Source organism: Methylomonas sp. MK1 (assembly GCF_000365425.1).
Taxonomy (GTDB): Bacteria; Pseudomonadota; Gammaproteobacteria; order Methylococcales; family Methylomonadaceae; genus Methylomonas.
The window spans coordinates 818116-834534 of the sequence record NZ_AQOV01000001.1 but is presented as its reverse complement, the minus strand read 5'-3'; the positions used below and the strand labels follow the sequence as shown (position 1 = coordinate 834534).

Annotated in this window: 15 protein-coding genes; 10 read left to right on the top strand and 5 right to left on the bottom strand. The window is 49.4% G+C overall.

The features are described 5' to 3' along the window. The first annotated feature begins 18 nt into the window (after positions 1-18). The 9 genes from rpsB (at position 19) to G006_RS0103865 (ending at position 8191) form a co-directional block, all read left to right on the top strand. The gene (gene rpsB / locus G006_RS0103905; protein ID WP_020481858.1) at positions 19-762 is read left to right on the top strand and encodes a 30S ribosomal protein S2; all 744 of its coding nucleotides are present in this window, start codon (positions 19-21) and stop codon (positions 760-762) included. Positions 763-885: 123 nt separating this feature from the next. Then, positions 886-1764 (top strand): translation elongation factor Ts, encoded by an 879-nt coding sequence (tsf, locus tag G006_RS0103900; RefSeq protein WP_020481857.1) that lies wholly within the window; start codon positions 886-888, stop codon positions 1762-1764. Positions 1765-1847: 83 nt separating this feature from the next. Next, positions 1848-2567, top strand: coding sequence for a UMP kinase (gene pyrH, locus G006_RS0103895; RefSeq protein ID WP_020481856.1), 720 nt, complete (start codon positions 1848-1850; stop codon positions 2565-2567). A 4-nt stretch (positions 2568-2571) separates the two neighbouring features. After that, complete coding sequence (gene frr / locus G006_RS0103890; protein ID WP_020481855.1) at positions 2572-3129, top strand: ribosome recycling factor; 558 nt, start codon at positions 2572-2574, stop codon at positions 3127-3129. Between the two features lie 12 nt (positions 3130-3141). Continuing rightward, positions 3142-3906, top strand: a complete 765-nt coding sequence (locus G006_RS0103885) for an isoprenyl transferase (RefSeq protein ID WP_020481854.1) — start codon at positions 3142-3144, stop codon at positions 3904-3906. A 38-nt stretch (positions 3907-3944) separates the two neighbouring features. After that, positions 3945-4868, top strand: a complete 924-nt coding sequence (locus G006_RS0103880; protein ID WP_020481853.1) for a phosphatidate cytidylyltransferase — start codon at positions 3945-3947, stop codon at positions 4866-4868. Next, complete coding sequence (ispC, locus tag G006_RS0103875) at positions 4865-6049, top strand: 1-deoxy-D-xylulose-5-phosphate reductoisomerase (RefSeq protein WP_020481852.1); 1185 nt, start codon at positions 4865-4867, stop codon at positions 6047-6049. Before G006_RS0103880 ends, ispC begins: the two co-directional genes overlap by 4 nt. Positions 6050-6052: 3 nt before the next feature. After that, on the top strand, positions 6053-7417 hold the full coding sequence (gene rseP, locus G006_RS0103870) for an RIP metalloprotease RseP (protein ID WP_020481851.1): 1365 nt from the start codon (positions 6053-6055) through the stop codon (positions 7415-7417). Between the two features lie 63 nt (positions 7418-7480). Next, complete coding sequence (locus G006_RS0103865) at positions 7481-8191, top strand: DsbC family protein (protein ID WP_020481850.1); 711 nt, start codon at positions 7481-7483, stop codon at positions 8189-8191. A 54-nt stretch (positions 8192-8245) separates the two neighbouring features. On the opposite strand, the gene G006_RS0103860 is transcribed toward G006_RS0103865, so the two are convergent. The 4 genes from G006_RS0103860 to mutS all read right to left on the bottom strand — a co-directional run bounded on the left by G006_RS0103860 (position 8246) and on the right by mutS (position 14593). Next, complete coding sequence (locus tag G006_RS0103860; RefSeq protein WP_020481849.1) at positions 8246-8836, bottom strand: OmpA family protein; 591 nt, start codon at positions 8834-8836, stop codon at positions 8246-8248. Between the two features lie 14 nt (positions 8837-8850). After that, positions 8851-9297 (bottom strand): FecR family protein, encoded by a 447-nt coding sequence (locus tag G006_RS0103855; RefSeq protein ID WP_152428792.1) that lies wholly within the window; start codon positions 9295-9297, stop codon positions 8851-8853. 281 nt (positions 9298-9578) lie between these two features. Next, the gene (locus G006_RS26885; protein ID WP_020481847.1) at positions 9579-11840 is read right to left on the bottom strand and encodes a CHASE2 domain-containing protein; all 2262 of its coding nucleotides are present in this window, start codon (positions 11838-11840) and stop codon (positions 9579-9581) included. Between the two features lie 152 nt (positions 11841-11992). Then, positions 11993-14593, bottom strand: a complete 2601-nt coding sequence (mutS, locus tag G006_RS0103845; RefSeq protein ID WP_020481846.1) for a DNA mismatch repair protein MutS — start codon at positions 14591-14593, stop codon at positions 11993-11995. Positions 14594-14759: 166 nt separating this feature from the next. Between mutS and G006_RS0103840 the strand changes: the two genes are divergently transcribed. Continuing rightward, positions 14760-16049, top strand: coding sequence for a tyrosine-type recombinase/integrase (locus G006_RS0103840; RefSeq protein WP_020481845.1), 1290 nt, complete (start codon positions 14760-14762; stop codon positions 16047-16049). Here the strand turns inward: G006_RS0103840 and G006_RS27555 are convergent. Further along, positions 16009-16374, bottom strand: coding sequence for a helix-turn-helix transcriptional regulator (locus tag G006_RS27555; RefSeq protein ID WP_020481844.1), 366 nt, complete (start codon positions 16372-16374; stop codon positions 16009-16011). The genes G006_RS0103840 and G006_RS27555 overlap by 41 nt on opposite strands. Between the last annotated feature and the right edge of the window lie 45 nt (positions 16375-16419).

The following is a 16419-nucleotide window of genomic DNA, read 5'->3' as shown; positions in this document are numbered from 1 at the left end:
CAATTTTAGGAGAAGTAAATGGCAGCAGTGTCAATGCGTCAAATGCTGGAAGCGGGTGTTCACTTTGGACATCAAACCCGTTACTGGAACCCGAAAATGGCTTCCTACTTGTTTGGAGCCCGCAATAAAATTCATATCATCGATTTGGAACAAACGCTTCCTTTGTTTAACGATGCCATGAACTATCTTGGTCAAATGACCGCCAACAAAGGCACCATTCTGTTTGTTGGTACCAAAAAAGCGGCGCGTAAAGTCGTGGCGGAAGAAGCAAAACGTTGTGGCATGCCCTACGTCAACCATCGTTGGTTGGGCGGCATGTTGACCAACTTCAAAACCATCAAAAAATCCATCAACCGTTTGAAAGAACTGGAAGCGATGAAAGCCGATGGCACCTTGTACCAACGTTTCAGCAAAAAAGAAGCTTTGGGCATGGAGCGCGAATTGGAAAAGCTTGAGCGCAGCCTGGGCGGTATCAAAGATATGCGCGGCACACCCGATGCTATTTTCGTTCTGGACGTAGGTTATGAAAAAAATGCCATTATGGAAGCCAAAAAATTAGGCATTCCAGTGGTTGGCGTGGTTGACTCCAATAACTCGCCCGAAAAAATTGATTACGTCATCCCAGGTAATGACGATTCTATCCGCGCAGTGACTTTGTATTGCCAAAGCGCTTCAGCCTCCGTGTTGGAAGCGAAAGCCTTGCGTATGGATGCTTCAGCCAAAGCCGACGATTTTGTAGAAGAAGTCGTAACGGAAGCGTAAGTTTTAAACGCGCTCGGCCAAAGCGGTTGAGCGCCGCTGAATCTGGTATTCAGAACAGACTGTCTTTTAAACGCCTCCTTTGTGAGGCGTTTTTTTAGTTAATAAAATTTGAGGAAAAAAACGATGAGTATTAGTGCGGCGATGGTCAAGGAATTGCGTGAGCGTACCGGCTCAGGCATGATGGAGTGCAAGAAAGCCCTGGTTGAAGCCAATGGCGATATGGAACTGGCCATTGAAAACATGCGTAAAGCCGGTCTGGCAAAAGCCGATAAAAAATCCGGTCGTATCGCGGCGGAAGGCATTATTGGTGTTAAAGTTTCCGACGACGCTAAAACCGTTGTTATGGTAGACGTTAACTGCGAAACCGATTTCGTAGCCAAAGGCGATGATTTTATTGGTTTTGCTAATGATGTCGTCAACAGCTTGTTGAATGCGAATGTCAATAGCGACGAAGAGTTACAAGCCATGTTACTGAGCACCGGCGTCAGCGTAGACGATACCCGTCGTGCGTTGATTGCTAAAATCGGCGAAAACATTACTGTGCGCCGTTTCGTTAAATTCACCACCACCGATGGCGGCCAAGCAGCTTATCTGCACGGTAGTAAAATTGGCGTTATCGTTGAATTGACCAAAAACGATCCAGCGTTGGGTAAAGACGTGGCGATGCATGTTGCCGCTGCCAAGCCTGAATATGTGTCGGATGATCAAGTATCGGCCGATGTAATTGCCAAGGAAAAAGAAATTTTTGCTGCGCAAGCACTGGAAAGTGGCAAGCCTGCCGAGATCGTTGAAAAAATGATCGGCGGTCGGATCAATAAATTTCTGGCGGAAGTCACGTTGTTGGGTCAGCCTTTCATCAAAGACGACAGCGTTACCGTTGGTAAATTGCTGGCATCCAAAGGCAATGCTGTAGTGCGTTTTGCTCGTTTCGAAGTGGGCGAAGGCATCGAGAAAAAAGAAGAAGATTTTGCCGCCGAAGTTATGGCACAAGTTAGAGGCTAAAAGCCTCCTAATAAACCCGGTTCGCCGGGTTTATTTATATTAGTTCGTTGCTTTTAACCCATGTTTACGGTGGATATTTGATTATGAGTCAATTGATTTGTCAGAGAATTTTACTTAAATTGAGCGGCGAAGCACTGGCGAGCGAACGCGGCGGCAGTATCGATCCCGATATAGTGCAACGCTTGGCTCAGGAAGTGAAAGACTTGTGCGATGCAGGTATCCAGGTCGGCTTGGTCATCGGTGGCGGCAATATTTTGCGCGGCGGCGAGAAAGCATCGGAAGGCCTGAATCGGGTCACCGGCGATCAAATGGGTATGTTAGCGACGGTAATTAATGCCTTGGCCATGCAGGATGCACTGGAGTATCTCGGGCAGCCGGTTCGGGTGATGACTGCCCTGAAAATCAATCAGGTGTGCGAAGACTATATCCGTCGCCGGGCCGTCAGGCATTTGGAAAAAGGTAGAGTGGCTATTTTCGCTGCCGGCACGGGCAATCCGTTTTTCACTACTGATACCGCCGCCAGTTTACGCGCCATAGAGATAGACGCCGAGTTGATGATTAAAGCGACGAAAGTCAAAGGCGTTTATTCGGCGGACCCGAATAAAGTCGCGGACGCAGTATTCTATCCTCGTCTGACCTATGACGAAGCCATCGACCAGCGCTTGAATGTCATGGACACCACGGCCTTGGTCTTGTGCCGGGACAATAATCTGCCTATGCGGGTAATGAATGTATTTGAGCCGGGAGCGATCATGCGCTTGATGCGCGGTGAAGATATAGGCTCCCTAATCGAGAGGAACTAACAAAATGATCAGCGATATTCAACAAGATGCCGCATCACGTATGGTGAAAAGCATCGAGTCCTTGCAAAAAGCATTTACCAAAATTAGAACCGGGCGCGCCCATCCCAGTTTGCTGGATCAAATCAGTGTGACTTATTACGGCAATGAATCACCTTTATCTCAGGTTGCCAATGTGTCCGTCGAGGACGCGCGTACTTTGAAAGTCGTGCCTTGGGAAAAAAGCATGATCCAGGCTATCGAGAAAGCCATTATGTCTTCCGGTTTGGGTTTAAACCCTGCTACACAAGGCACTGTGATTCGCTTGCCTTTGCCGGCGCTGACCGAAGAGCGCCGCCGCGATTTGGTTAAAATCGTCAAAAATGAAGCGGAACAAGGTCGGGTAGCGATTCGAAATATTCGCCGTGACGCCAATGCCGCGATCAAGGACGCGTTGAAAGAGAAACTAATTTCCGAGGACGACGCACGTCAGGCCGAAGAAAAGATCCAAAAGCTCACCGATCAATACATCAAGGAAGTAGAGAAGCATCTTGAAGAAAAAGAAGCCGACTTGCTTTCCATGTAACCGAGAGGCGAGATGACTGCTGCTGATAACGATAAACCGGCGATAAATAACGGCAACCCACGGCATATTGCCATCATCATGGATGGCAACGGTCGCTGGGCGCAAAAACGCTTGATGCCCAGGATCATGGGGCATTATGCCGGCGTCAAGGCGGTCAGGAAGATCGTCGAATATTGTGCCAAACAGAACATCGAAGTGCTGTCTTTGTTCGCTTTTAGCAGCGAAAACTGGCGCAGGCCGCAGGATGAAGTGAGTTTGTTGATGGAACTATTCATGAATACGCTGCAATCCGAGGTTGACAAGCTCGATAAAAATAACATCAGGCTGAAAATCATCGGCGATAAAAGTGCGTTTCCGGAAAAGCTGCGGGAAAAAATCGCCACTGCCGAAGGGCAAACAGCACAAAACGACGGATTGACATTGTTGATTGCCGCCAACTATGGCGGACGTTGGGACATCACCCAAGCATTGCGGAAAATCGTTGCCGGGGTAAAATCGGGCGAGATTGACGAACAAGCTATTTCAGAGCAGCTCGTCAATCAGTATCTGGTTACCGCAGAGTTACCCGAGCCTGATTTGTTTATCCGTTCGGGCGGCGAAGAACGCATCAGTAATTTTCTGCTATGGCAATTGGCGTATACAGAATTTTATTTTACTGATGCGCTTTGGCCCGATTTTGATCAGAAAGCGTTGGAAAAGGCTATCGGTAGCTTCAAAGGCCGGCAAAGGCGCTTCGGACACACTGGCGAACAAGTCATCGATAACAGAGTTCTCTAGGGATTTTTCTATAACCATAATAATTAAAAATCAAACACATGTTATTAAAACGCATCTTAACCGCGCTAGTACTGGCTGCCGTGTGCATCACGGCAGTTATGCAATTGCCAGCCCTTTATTTCTCCCTCTTTATCGCAGTCATTACCTTGATAGCCGCCTTTGAATGGATGGCCTTGACCGATGTCAACACAGTCACCCGGAAAATAATTTTCGTAGCGTTTCTGATTTTGCCAATGCTGGGCGTTACCTACTGGACCGTGTTGTTGGAACTGCTAAGCGAAGCGATGGAATGGCCGGAAATCAAGGATTATTCGGATGCATTGGAATGGTTTGTCATCGCTCCTGTGATGTTTTGGGTGTTGATGATGGTTTTGATCCGAAAAGCCGGTTCCCAGTTGATAAATATCGAATTCAAATCGCGGCTCAAGACGTTCAGCGGTTGGTTGATATTGCTTTCGGCGTGGATGTTTCTCAGCAAATTAAGGGCTTATTACGGTCCCGGCATGGTGATCTACTTTTTGCTGTTGATTTGGGCTGCGGATATTTCCGCCTTCTTTGCCGGTAAAACTTGGGGCAAAGACAAGCTCGCTCCGGAAATAAGCCCAGGTAAAACGGTCCAAGGCATGTATGGCGCCTTAATATCTGCTGCTGTATGCGGTATAGGTTTTACTATCTATGGTTGGATTACTGCCACTCAGCCGGAACAGGCTGACTCTGGAGCATTAAGATTTCTTAATGGATTGGTTTGGACCGATATGTTGATTTTGTCGGTCATGACCGTGTTGATTTCGATTTATGGTGATTTGTTTTTTAGTCTGATCAAACGTAAAAAAGGTGTTAAAGACAGCGGAAACTTGTTGCCTGGTCATGGCGGCGTATTGGATAGAGTGGATAGTATTATCGCCGCCGCACCTTTTTTCTATGCTGGCATTTTATTGATTGGTAGGGTGTTTTACGCATGAAAGGTATTTGCATACTCGGAGCCACAGGTTCGATTGGCGTCAGTACACTCGATGTCGTAGCTCGCCATCCCGATTTATACAAGGTGGTCGCTCTCACCGCCAACGGTAATATTGACGCCTTGTACGAACAATGTCTGGCACATCGACCGGAATATGCGGTAGTCGCCAATCCGGACAATGCTCAAGCGTTTAAAGACAAAATCGCCGGTTCGCCGGTCGCCGGCATGAAGGTACTGGCCGGCGCAGATGCCTTGACGCAAGTCGCCACCCTGGACGATGTTGATGCGGTAATGGCCGCTATCGTTGGCGCAGCAGGTTTGTTGCCGACCTTGGCGGCCGCGAAAGCCGGCAAAACGGTATTGCTGGCTAATAAGGAAGCCTTGGTCATGTCCGGGCAAATCTTTATGCAAGCCGTCGCCGAAAACGGCGCGACCTTGTTACCTATAGATAGCGAGCACAACGCAATATTTCAATGCATGCCGGCCGGTTACACCACCGGGCATACTGCCAAACAAGCCAGACGCATTTTATTGACTGCATCCGGCGGTCCGTTTCGACAAACGCCGATAGCCGATCTGGATACTGTGACGCCCGACCAAGCGGTCGCGCATCCAAAATGGGATATGGGCCGGAAAATTTCCGTAGATTCGGCGACGATGATGAACAAAGGCTTGGAGTTGATCGAAGCCTGTCTGCTGTTCAATATGGACCCCGATGCGATTCAAGTGGTGATTCATCCGCAAAGCATCATTCATTCCATGGTTGATTATGTCGATGGCTCCGTGTTGGCGCAAATGGGCAACCCTGATATGCGCACACCCATCGCTCATGCGATGGCTTGGCCGGAACGTTTTGATTCAGGTGTAGCGCCGTTGAATATTTTCGAAGTCAAACACATGGATTTCGAACAGCCCGATTTACAGCGATTTCCTTGTCTGAGATTGGCCTACGAAGCTATCAAAGCCGGTGGCATTATGCCGACTGTTTTGAATGCAGCCAATGAAATTGCTGTAGAAGCCTTTTTGAACGAGCAGGTGCGCTTTACCGATATTGCGCGCATCATAGAGCGGAGCATGGCAAAATTTAAAGCCGATTGCGCCGATACGCTCGAACATGTCCTAGCAGCCGACCGGCAGGCCAGGGACGTTGCTAATGCAGTGATTGCCGAGCTCAAACACTAGTTAATGGATACTTTGCACACCTTGTTTTATTTCATCGTCGCCATCGCAGTGTTGGTGGCGTTTCATGAATACGGCCATTTTTGGGCAGCGCGCAAGGTAGGCATCAAAGTTATTCGTTTTTCCATCGGTTTCGGCAAGCCGCTGATCAGCTGGCAAAAAAGCCCTGCCGATACCCAATTTGTTATCGCTGCGATTCCGTTGGGCGGCTATGTAAAAATGGTTGACGAACGCGAAGAGGCGGTTAAAACCGAGGATTTGCCCTATGCATTTAATAGGCAACCGTTGCTGGCCAGAACCGCCGTAGTCGCCGCCGGACCTATCGCCAATTTACTGCTGGCCGTGGTTTTATTTTGGTTGGTGTTGGTCATCGGCGAAGCAGGCGTCAGACCGGTCATCGGTGGAGTGGAAGCCGGATCTCTGGCCGAGCAAGCCGGTTTTGCGACAGGCGAGGAAATCGTCAGTATCGACGAGACCGTCACGCCGACCTGGATAGAAGCCCTGGATACTTTGTTGACCTTGGCGATTGACGGTAAAACTGACATCAGCGTGCTGACTAAAGCGATAGACGACAGTCAACAAATTCGCTTGATTCACCTAACAGAACAAGATGTACAAACTCCGGAAACGCTACATAAGCGTTTAGGTTTGAAGCCTTGGGTGCCGACTATAAAGCCGGTCATCGGTAAGCTGCTTGACGATGGGGTTGCCAAACAAGCTGGTTTACAAAGCGGGGATTTAATTCTCAGCGCGGACGGCACCGCCATTACCGACTGGCAACAATGGGTGGATTATGTGCAGGCCCGGCCGGATGTCGAAATTAAATTATTGCTGGAGCGCAGCGGCGCGCAATTGCCATTAAGCATCACGCCGCGTAGCGAGCAGCAGGGCGAGGGTAAGGCAGTCGGTAAAATCGGCGCAGGTGTCGACGCGCCGAAAGAATTGCTGGACTCCATGATGGTGACACATGCCTTATCGCCTTTGGATGCAGTGCCAGTCGCCGGAAAGAGAGTTTGGTTTTATGCGGTGACGACTCTAAAAATGATGGGAAAAATGGTGGTGGGTTCCGCTTCAGTCGAGAATTTGAGCGGCCCCATCAGCATTGCCCAATACGCCGGTCAATCGGCTGAAATGGGATTTACTGCATTTCTGAAGTTTCTGGGTTTGGTTAGCGTCAGTCTGGGTGTCCTGAATTTACTGCCGGTGCCGGTGCTGGACGGCGGTCATTTGCTGTTTTTCGCGGTTGAGGCCATTAAAGGCAGCCCGCTTCCGGAAAGAATACAACTGTATTTTCAACAAGCCGGCATGCTGCTATTGATGCTGCTGATGGGCTTGGCGATGTTTCTCGATATAGGCAGATTATTTCAATAACGCTGAACAAAGCATCAGCGTTGTGGTCAACCACATTCCTTTCTAATCTTCCCTGGTAATTACATGAAAAAAATCACACACATTCTGGCTTTGACGCTACTGGCTTTGATTAGCCCAGCATTATTTGCCGACGAAGCCGCCATTAAAAAAGCCTTGAGTGAGTTTATGCCCGGGGGGCAGGTTGACTCGGTGAAACCATCGGAAGTCAAAGGTCTGTACGAAGTGTCCATGGGCGGCAATATCTTTTACGCATCTGAAGACGGTAAATATTTACTGCAAGGGCAATTATTCGACGCCGAAGCAAAGAAAAATATCACCGAATCCAAGCTGGCTGACGTGCGTAAAGCCTCGCTGGATAAAGTCGGCGAACAAAAAATGATTATTTTCAAACCGGAAACCAGCAAACATGTCGTGTCTATCTTTACCGACATTGATTGCGGTTATTGCCGTAAGTTGCACTCTGAAATCGATCAATACATGGCGCAGGGCATTACGATACGCTACATGTTTTTTCCTAGAGCCGGCAAAGGGTCGGATTCTTACAAAAAAGCCGTGTCAGTCTGGTGTGCTGCCGACAAAAATAAAGCGCTAACCACCGCGAAGAAGGGTGAACATCTGGACGCGAAAACCTGCGAAAACCCGGTGGATGAACATATGGCCTTGGGCGAAGCATTCGGTATGAACGGCACACCAATGATAGTCACGCAAAAAGGCAATATCTTGCCTGGCTATGTACCCGCAGCGCAATTAGCAAAAGTGCTGGCCAGCGAATAAGCAAATACGAAAAAACCGCCAGCTTCCGCGCCGGCGGTTTTACATGTTAGAAAATTATCGTATCGTCACCTCTACCCGACGGTTTCGCGGTTCGGACGTTTCATCGCCGGTCTTGATCAACAAATTCTTTTCGCCGTGCGATGTGACGGCGACTTCCTTCACATCCAGCTTACTAGGGTCGAACAAACGGCTTACCTGAACGGCGCGCTCATTCGCCAATTTTTCGTTTTTGCCCGCATCGCCCACCGTATCGGTGTGACCGATCACTGAAATATCGGCGGCCGGATGTTTGCCGGCGGTTTCGATGATCTTGGGAATCAAAGCCGCCGATTCGGCGGTCAGCTTGGTGCCGCCGGTCTCAAAATACAATAAAAATATCTCCGGCAATACCGGCTCGGAAGCCAAGGCTCTGCCAAAGTCTTTATTGATTTTTTCTTGTTCGACTTTGAATACGGTTTTGGAGTTGTCCAGAGCTGCACCAAAACCGGCTTGTTCAACCACGGTTTCGCTGTTGGCACCGCTGAAAATCACTTTTCCGGTTGAGCCGTCGTGATCTTCCAGCAATACCAAATAAGATTTGGCGCAACCGGTTAACGCCAGTGCAGCGGCGAATGTGAGGGTTTTGGGTAAGGAAATTGTCGTCATGGCAAATACTCGGCTTATTCTTCAACTTTGACTAAAAAACGCGTGCCTCTCACCGCAATCACGCCGGTAGGGGTTTTTACCGTTACCGCTTCCGGCTTAAGTTTGGCGATGACGCCGGAAATATAATGCAGGGTGCCTTTTAATAAGCTGGCGTTTAATTGCAATTTGTCCTGCTGTGGTTCGAATTGATACGCTTCTATTTTTAATTCGGTATTCGGGCCGATCGACAAAATGGTATTGTCTTTCAGCGTTACCCCAGCAGCGCCGTTCTGGTCGGTTTTGATGACGTTGCCGACATGAATCGGCGAACCAAGGCTGGCTTTGATCGGGCCGCTACTCTCGTCAATAGTCGTTTGATCGTTGATGGTTTTGATGTATCCGATGACTGTTTCATCGGCCGATACCGCATTCGGCATGCAAAGGGCTAACCCCAGGCTACAACAGGCGAAAAGACGTTTCATAATGGCCTCTACAAACGGTGTTTTGGGACATCAATAGCCGCGTCGGCGGTATTGAAATTTAGCGTGTAAGTATAGACAGCATTTAATTGTTGTTAGATTCAAGAGCTTTTTTGTTTTAGCGCTATTCGTTACGCTGCTCTTAAATAATGTCTCACCGGCGAAGGCGGGAGCCCGGCGGCTATATGGGATTCGGTTCACTGTCTGGCTTCCGGCCGCGCGCGCAATATCGGAAACTAGCGCTTACGGAACGGTTACCGGTATTAGATAAAAACCTCGGCGGCTTAACGGATCAGTAATTCCACCCAAAACGTGCTGCCCACACCCGGCGTGCTGCTAACGCCGACAGTACCGTTCATCAGTTCCGCCAGTTGTTTGGTAATTGCCAATCCTATACCGGTGCCTTCTATGTCGGTATTATCCGCACCCAGACGCTGAAACGATTGGAATAACAATTGCTGTTGTTGCTCCGCCAGACCTTTGCCGGTATCGGTAATAGAAATTCTTACCCGATTATCGTCTATCCGTCTGCTGCTCAGGTTGATGGAACCGTTGGGGCGATTATATTTCACGGCGTTGGACAGAAAATTCAATAAAATTTGTTTGGCGCGTTTCGGGTCAGCTTGTAGCTCAATGTTCCCGGGTAAGGGATTATCGACAATTAGCGCCAAGCCTTTATTTTGCACCAAGGGTGTGATCAGGGTTTGGCAATCGTTGATCAGCTCCACCAAATTGATGCTGCCGATATTCACGCTGATTTTGCCGGACTCGATTTTAGCCAGATCCAAAAGCTCGTTTATTAGCCCGAGTAGGTGCAGACCGGCCTTGAGTATTTCATTGACCGAGTCCAGGTGGGTTTCGGCCAAAGGGTGTTCCGGATCGTCCATTTGCATCAGCTGCGCAAAACCGATAATGGCATTCAGCGGCGTACGCAATTCGTGGCTCATTTGCGACAGAAATTGGCTTTTGGCCAAGCTGACTTGTTCGGTCCGGTTAATCAATTCTCGCATTACGGTTTGTTCTTCGGCTTTTTTCAGCAGCATTTTCGCCATGAGCACCCGTTCGCCAATATCGTTGATGGTCAACACCGTGCCCATCAGTGCGCCCCGACTGCCTATCAAAGGGGCGATGGTCAGATTGGCGTTCATCGCGTAGTGGTCGGAAATGGATAGGCGAGTATTGCTGATTTTCAACGGTCCCTGATTGATGACGCTTTGCTGTATCAATTCAGCGATTCGATGCGGTTTGCCGTCTATTTCCAGGCTAAATATGTCGTCGATATTTTGGCTGGCGGTCTTGGGGCGTTTGCTGCCGATGATATCCAGAGCGGCGGCATTCATGTATTCGATTGAGCCTTTATCATCTGTGGTTATGACACCATCGACGATAGCGTTTAAGGTGATGTAGGCGCGTTTGCGTTCCGCGAATAAGGACTGGATCAGTTTCTCAAAATGCCGCCAGCTGCGTAGTGGATAGCTGATTATTAACACCAGTAACGCCACGGACGGTGCAAACCAATAGTGGCTGGTATGCAGTAAGACCAAGCAAAACAGTAAAATTGCCATCGATAGTATCGAGACAGCCAGTGCGAGCCAGCGCAGTGAAAAACAAGTGCTGATCTTGACGGCGATACCGGCTATCGCCAGGCTTAACAGGAATTGCCAATGGCCCGGTAACGGCTGCCAAAGGGTTTGCTTTATGAGGCCATCCAAGCCGGCTGCGACGAAATCCACCCCGCTCATGGGCCGATCACCGACAGCCAAGGGTGCCGGCAGGTCGCGTTCTATGCCGCTGGCGGTCAGCCCGACCAATATGTATTTATCGGTGAATAATTGTCCGGACACCTTCCCCGACAATACGTCCAAATAAGAAACTCTAACGAAATCGCTGCCCGGCGCAAAGAACGGCAACCACACCCGATAATCGCCATGTATGCTTTCTGGCGATGTTTCGGTCCGTAAGCCCGGTAAATCGGCAAGTATTTCCGGATGGTTCAAAGAATAAATAGTCAGCGGCATCGCCAACCACTGCGAGTCGCCCAAGGACAATTGCAACAAAATGCTTCTACTGATGCCGTCCTTATCCAAATCGACATTGGCATGCCCCAACGCAGCGTGTTTGGCGAATTCAGGTAAGGGCAGCGTTTCCACTACGTTATTGCCATTGCGTTCGACAATAACCGGCAGTATTACTTGTTTGTTACTCGCTAGTGCGCGGCTTAAGTGCGCGTCCAATTCAGGATGTTGCTGATCCGCTTCGGAAAAAATAAAATCCAACGCAATCGCCTTGGGTTTTGCCGACGCCAGCGTCTCCAGCAGGCGAGCGTGAATATCTCTGGGCCAGGGCCAGCGCCCTAGTTTTTGCAGGCTTTTTTGATCGACTTCGATAATGACAATATCTTTTGAAGCCGGCGTGGCCAGCAGCTTCAGTTGGGCATCATAAATCCACCGATCAAAGCGCCACAGTGCATCCGTATAGCTTAAGCCAACCGTTAGAACGATCAGCGCAATGACGATCAATGATTTTTCGAAGTGGCGTGTCGCCATGGAATTTACTGTGCAAAGTGGAAATACTTGGGAAAGTATACTAGTTGCAATCGCAATTAGTTAATGTAAAACAAGGTTTTCCGCTGTTAGCTGCCTGGCTGCACGAGGTAAATTGTCTGAACAATGCTGCGTGCCGCGAACATGTCTGCCTATCAACGCTTGTTGACTTTTAGCAGCGCTTTCAAACGATATAAGGCGTCCAATGCTTGCCGAGGACTCAAATGATCGGGATCGAGTTCTTCCAGCAGCACGACAGCCGGATGGCATTCCTGGCTGGTAAATAAGTCGAATTGGTTGATTTCGCTATGATTTTGCAGCTCAATGTAGGCGGTGTTTTCCAATTGCGCCAGTTTGTTTTTGGCGTTGGCAATCACGCTCTGCGGCACGCCGGCCAGCGCCGCCACTTGCAAACCGTAGCTTTGACTGGCCGGGCCGTCCTTGACGGCGTGTAAAAACACGATCTTGTCGCCGTGCTCCATCGCATCCAAATGGATGTTGTGGATATTGCTTTGTTCTTCGGCCAGCGTAGTTAATTCGAAATAATGGGTCGCGAACAGCGTGAACGCCTGGGTATGGCGGGCCAGATAATCGGCGCTGGCCCAGGCCAACGATAAGCCGTCGAAAGTGCTGGTGCCGCGGCCGATCTCATCCATCAAAATCAAGCTGTTGCTGGTGGCATTATGCAGAATATTCGCGGTTTCCGACATTTCCACCATAAAAGTCGAGCGGCCGCTGGCCAGATCGTCGGAGGCGCCGATGCGGGTAAATATCTTGTCTATCGGTCCGCAACGTAGCGATTGCGCAGGCACGTAGCAGCCAATGTGCGCCAGCAGCACGATCAGCGCGGCCTGGCGCATATAAGTCGATTTACCGCCCATGTTCGGGCCGGTGATGACCAGCATCCGGCGCTCTGTCGAAAAATTCAGGTCGTTGGCGACGAAGGGAATGCTGGAGAGTGCTTCCACCACTAGATGTCGACCGGCAACGATGTCGATGCCTGGCTGTTGATCCAATACCGGTTGCGACAAGTTTAAGGTTTCGGCGCGTTCGGCGAAATTTACCAACACATCCAGTTCGGCCAACGCGTTGGCACAATGCTGTAGATCGCGTAAGGCATCGCCCAACGTATCCAGCAATTGATCGTACAAAGCTTTCTCGAAGGACAGCGATTTTTCCCTGGCGCTGAGCACTTTGTCCTCAAACGACTTCAGTTCCGGCGTGATGTAACGCTCGGCACCTTTCAGCGTTTGCTTGCGGGTGTAATGCATTGGCACCTTGTCGGCCTGAGCATTGGAAATCTCGATGTAATAGCCATGCACCCGGTTGTAATTCACCTTGAGTGTGGCTATGCCGGTAGCGGCCCGTTCGCGCTGTTCCATGTCGATCAGGAATTGGTCGGCGTTCTGGCTGAGATTACGCAGCTCGTCCAGCTCCGGGTGGTAGCCGGGGGCAATCACGCCGCCGTCGCGGATCAAGACCGGCGGATTATCGATGATGGCGCGTTGCAGCAGGGCCAATAATTCCGGTTGTTCGCGCAGTTGCGAGCGTAGGTTTTCCAGATGCGGGTTATCGCTGTCGGCCAGCTGACTTTGTAAAGCCGGCAAGGTCGCCAATGTATGGCGCAGCACCAGTAAATCGCGTGGCCGCGCGGATTTCAACGCAATGCGCGAGCTGATACGTTCTATATCGCCGACCTGACGCAGACTGCCTTGTAGGTCTTTATATAATTGATTCACCAACAGACTCGCGACGCAGGCATAGCGGCCATTGACAACAGCATGATCCCGCAGCGGTCGGTGTATCCAGCGCCGCAGGCAGCGACTGCCCATCGCGGTGGCAGTCTTGTCCAGGACTCCCAGTAAAGTGTATTGCAGTTGGCCGCTGGGATGGCTGTCCAGCTCCAGAGTGCGGCGGCTGGCGGCGTCCAGACTGATGCTGTCGTCGCAGTTCTCGACCCGAATGCCTTGAATATGCGGCAGGGCGCTTTGCTGAGTGTCGCGTACGTATTGCAGCAAACAACCCGCCGCGCAAATCGCCGCCGGCAAATGCTCGCAGCCGTAACCTTTCAAGTCGTGGCTATTGAACTGCTTCAAAATCAACAGCCGGCAACTATCAAGGTCAAAATGCCAGGGCGGACGCTTACATAAGCCGCGGCGTTCCTTGACGGCGGGCGGTAGTTTAATATCTTCGCTATACAGCAGTTCCGCCGGATTCAAGCGCTCGATTTCGCTAAGCAGCTGGGTTTCGTTGTCCAATTGTTGCAGCGTGAATTTACCGCTGCCTAAATCCAGACAGGCCAGTCCGAACAACTTGTCGAATACTGCCAGAGACACCAGCAGATTGTCCTTGCGATCCTCCAACAAGGCTTCGTCGGTGACAGTGCCTGGCGTGACGATGCGCACGACCTTGCGTTCCACTGGACCTTTAGATTTGGCCGGGTCGCCGATTTGCTCGCATATCGCAATCGATTCGCCTTGTTTCAGCAGGCGGGCGATGTAGTTTTCCGCCGCATGATAAGGAATGCCGGCCATAGGGATTGGTTGTCCACCCGATTGGCCGCGAGCGGTTAGCGTAATATCCAATAACTGCGCGGCCTTTTTTGCATCATCGAAAAACAGCTCGTAGAAATCGCCCATTCTGTAAAACAGCAGCGTGTCAGGCTGGCCGGATTTGATGCGCCTATATTGTTGCATCATCGGGGTGTGTTGCGATTCATTGCCTTGCTTGCTGTCTTGTTTTGTTTGGAGATTCATTCGTAAATTAATGAAATAATAGATAATTGTTCTATGCTGTGAGTCAGGTTTGCACCAACTGCACTTTTCAAAACTTCCCTGCACTTTGCTGTTTAGTATAGGTTTTAGTATAGGTTTTTTCGAGTTATACTCGTGTCATCGATCAACATAGAAAACCTATACTAAAATGCAATTCGATGCCCGCACCGCTAAAGCTTTGCAGCCAGGACAGCATATGGCTTTTGACGATTACCCAGGACTGCGTTTGTCTGCCATGGCAAAGGTGAGAACTTGGTTTTATCGATATAGAAGTACTGTTGATGGACGCCTTAGGCAGGTGTCCATCGGTCATTGGCCGTCAATGTCATTTCCAGCGGCTATTGTCGCTTGGGAAGCTTTGAAAAACCAGCGTGATTCTGGTAGTGACCCTGTATTAGAAGCAAAGCAAGCAAAATTAGAGGCAAAAGCTTTAATATTAAAACGAGAGGCGGCAAATTCTGAAAACGCTTATACAGTACGTGTGCTGTGTGATGAATATTTAGCTGGACATGTTTGTCGTCACAGAGCCAAAAAAGGTTCTACTGAAATTACTAGAATGTTTAACACAATGCTGGGTGATATGGCGGATTTACCATCCACTGCAATTACCCGTGCAATGGCTTTTGATTTGATTCAAAAATACGCCGCAATATCGCCCGTGCAGGCTGGAAAATTACGATGTGAGTTAGGAGCGGCATGGGATTATGCAATGGATGCCGGTAGACTACCTGAAGCTGCAGTAAATTGGTGGCGCTTAATTTTACGTGGAAAAATTAGATCAAAAGGAAAGACCATAGAAGGTAAGAACATCGGCGTGGTCAAACGCGTACTTACTGAAGACGAAATCGGTGAATTGATTGCTTGGCTTCCAAATTTCGCACCGATAATTACTGACGTTTTAATGTTATATCTTTGGACCGGAACTCGCGGCTCAGAAATAGTTGGCATGTCAGGAAGTGAAATTAGCGAAGAGGGTGGCCAAGTTTGGTGGACGATACCGAAAATTAGAACGAAAAACGCCCGACATGAAACTGCTACAGATCAAAGGGTGCCCTTATTCGGTAGAGGTTTGACAGTGGTGTTACGGCGGAAAAAACTATATGGCGACGGTTTTCTATTTCCATCCCGTCATAAAGTGGGGCACATCGAACAAAAATACGTCACTGAACAGGTATTTTATAGACAACCCTATAGTCAGATTCGCCCTGAGCAGGTGAGGCCTCGATTAACGGTGACTCATTGGGCACCGCATGATTTGCGACGGACTTCACGCACCTTGCTTGCAAAATTAGGATGTCCAGATTCCGTAGGTGAAACGATTCTCGGTCATATGTTACCCGGTGTGGTAGGAACTTATAATCGGCATCAATATGACGATGAAAAACGCCTATGGCTCTTTAATCTGTCAGAGCATCTTGAGTCATTGGCACATTTCTAGATTTAGGTTTGCCGTTGCGTCCGCCTATTGCCGTATTAGGGGGGGGTAATAAATCGGAAACAGGACGCGACTCAGCCCATTCTTCAATTTCGCGTAGTAACCAGCAGGAACGGCGTGCAGATGCTTTACGAGGCTTAGGGAACTCATCGGCACGAATCAATGATTGGATGGTAGATTCAGAAAGCCCTGTGACTTCTGAAACCGCCTCAAGATCAATCATGATGGGTCTCAATACTGACTGACGTTTCTGGGCGTTACTCATGTATTTGTTGTCTACCAATAAATAGGTCGCTGGTTCGATCCGGCCTTGTTTTAAATAAAGCAATGACCGGATTGGTTGCCATTTTATCTTACTCAGGATTCAAATATT

Excerpts from the sequence above, each read along its gene's own strand:
- pyrH (WP_020481856.1), top strand. The coding sequence starts at position 1,848 with ATGAGTCAATTGATTTGTCAGAGAATTTTACTTAAATTGAGCGGCGAA.
- G006_RS0103855 (WP_152428792.1), bottom strand. The coding sequence starts at position 9,297 with ATGAAACGTCTTTTCGCCTGTTGTAGCCTGGGGTTAGCCCTTTGCATG.
- rseP (WP_020481851.1), top strand. The coding sequence starts at position 6,053 with ATGGATACTTTGCACACCTTGTTTTATTTCATCGTCGCCATCGCAGTG.
- mutS (WP_020481846.1), bottom strand. The coding sequence starts at position 14,593 with ATGAATCTCCAAACAAAACAAGACAGCAAGCAAGGCAATGAATCGCAA.
- rpsB (WP_020481858.1), top strand. The coding sequence starts at position 19 with ATGGCAGCAGTGTCAATGCGTCAAATGCTGGAAGCGGGTGTTCACTTT.
- G006_RS0103880 (WP_020481853.1), top strand. The coding sequence starts at position 3,945 with ATGTTATTAAAACGCATCTTAACCGCGCTAGTACTGGCTGCCGTGTGC.
- G006_RS0103885 (WP_020481854.1), top strand. The coding sequence starts at position 3,142 with ATGACTGCTGCTGATAACGATAAACCGGCGATAAATAACGGCAACCCA.
- ispC (WP_020481852.1), top strand. The coding sequence starts at position 4,865 with ATGAAAGGTATTTGCATACTCGGAGCCACAGGTTCGATTGGCGTCAGT.
- G006_RS26885 (WP_020481847.1), bottom strand. The coding sequence starts at position 11,840 with ATGGCGACACGCCACTTCGAAAAATCATTGATCGTCATTGCGCTGATC.
- frr (WP_020481855.1), top strand. The coding sequence starts at position 2,572 with ATGATCAGCGATATTCAACAAGATGCCGCATCACGTATGGTGAAAAGC.
- G006_RS0103865 (WP_020481850.1), top strand. The coding sequence starts at position 7,481 with ATGAAAAAAATCACACACATTCTGGCTTTGACGCTACTGGCTTTGATT.
- G006_RS0103860 (WP_020481849.1), bottom strand. The coding sequence starts at position 8,836 with ATGACGACAATTTCCTTACCCAAAACCCTCACATTCGCCGCTGCACTG.
- tsf (WP_020481857.1), top strand. The coding sequence starts at position 886 with ATGAGTATTAGTGCGGCGATGGTCAAGGAATTGCGTGAGCGTACCGGC.
- G006_RS0103840 (WP_020481845.1), top strand. The coding sequence starts at position 14,760 with ATGCAATTCGATGCCCGCACCGCTAAAGCTTTGCAGCCAGGACAGCAT.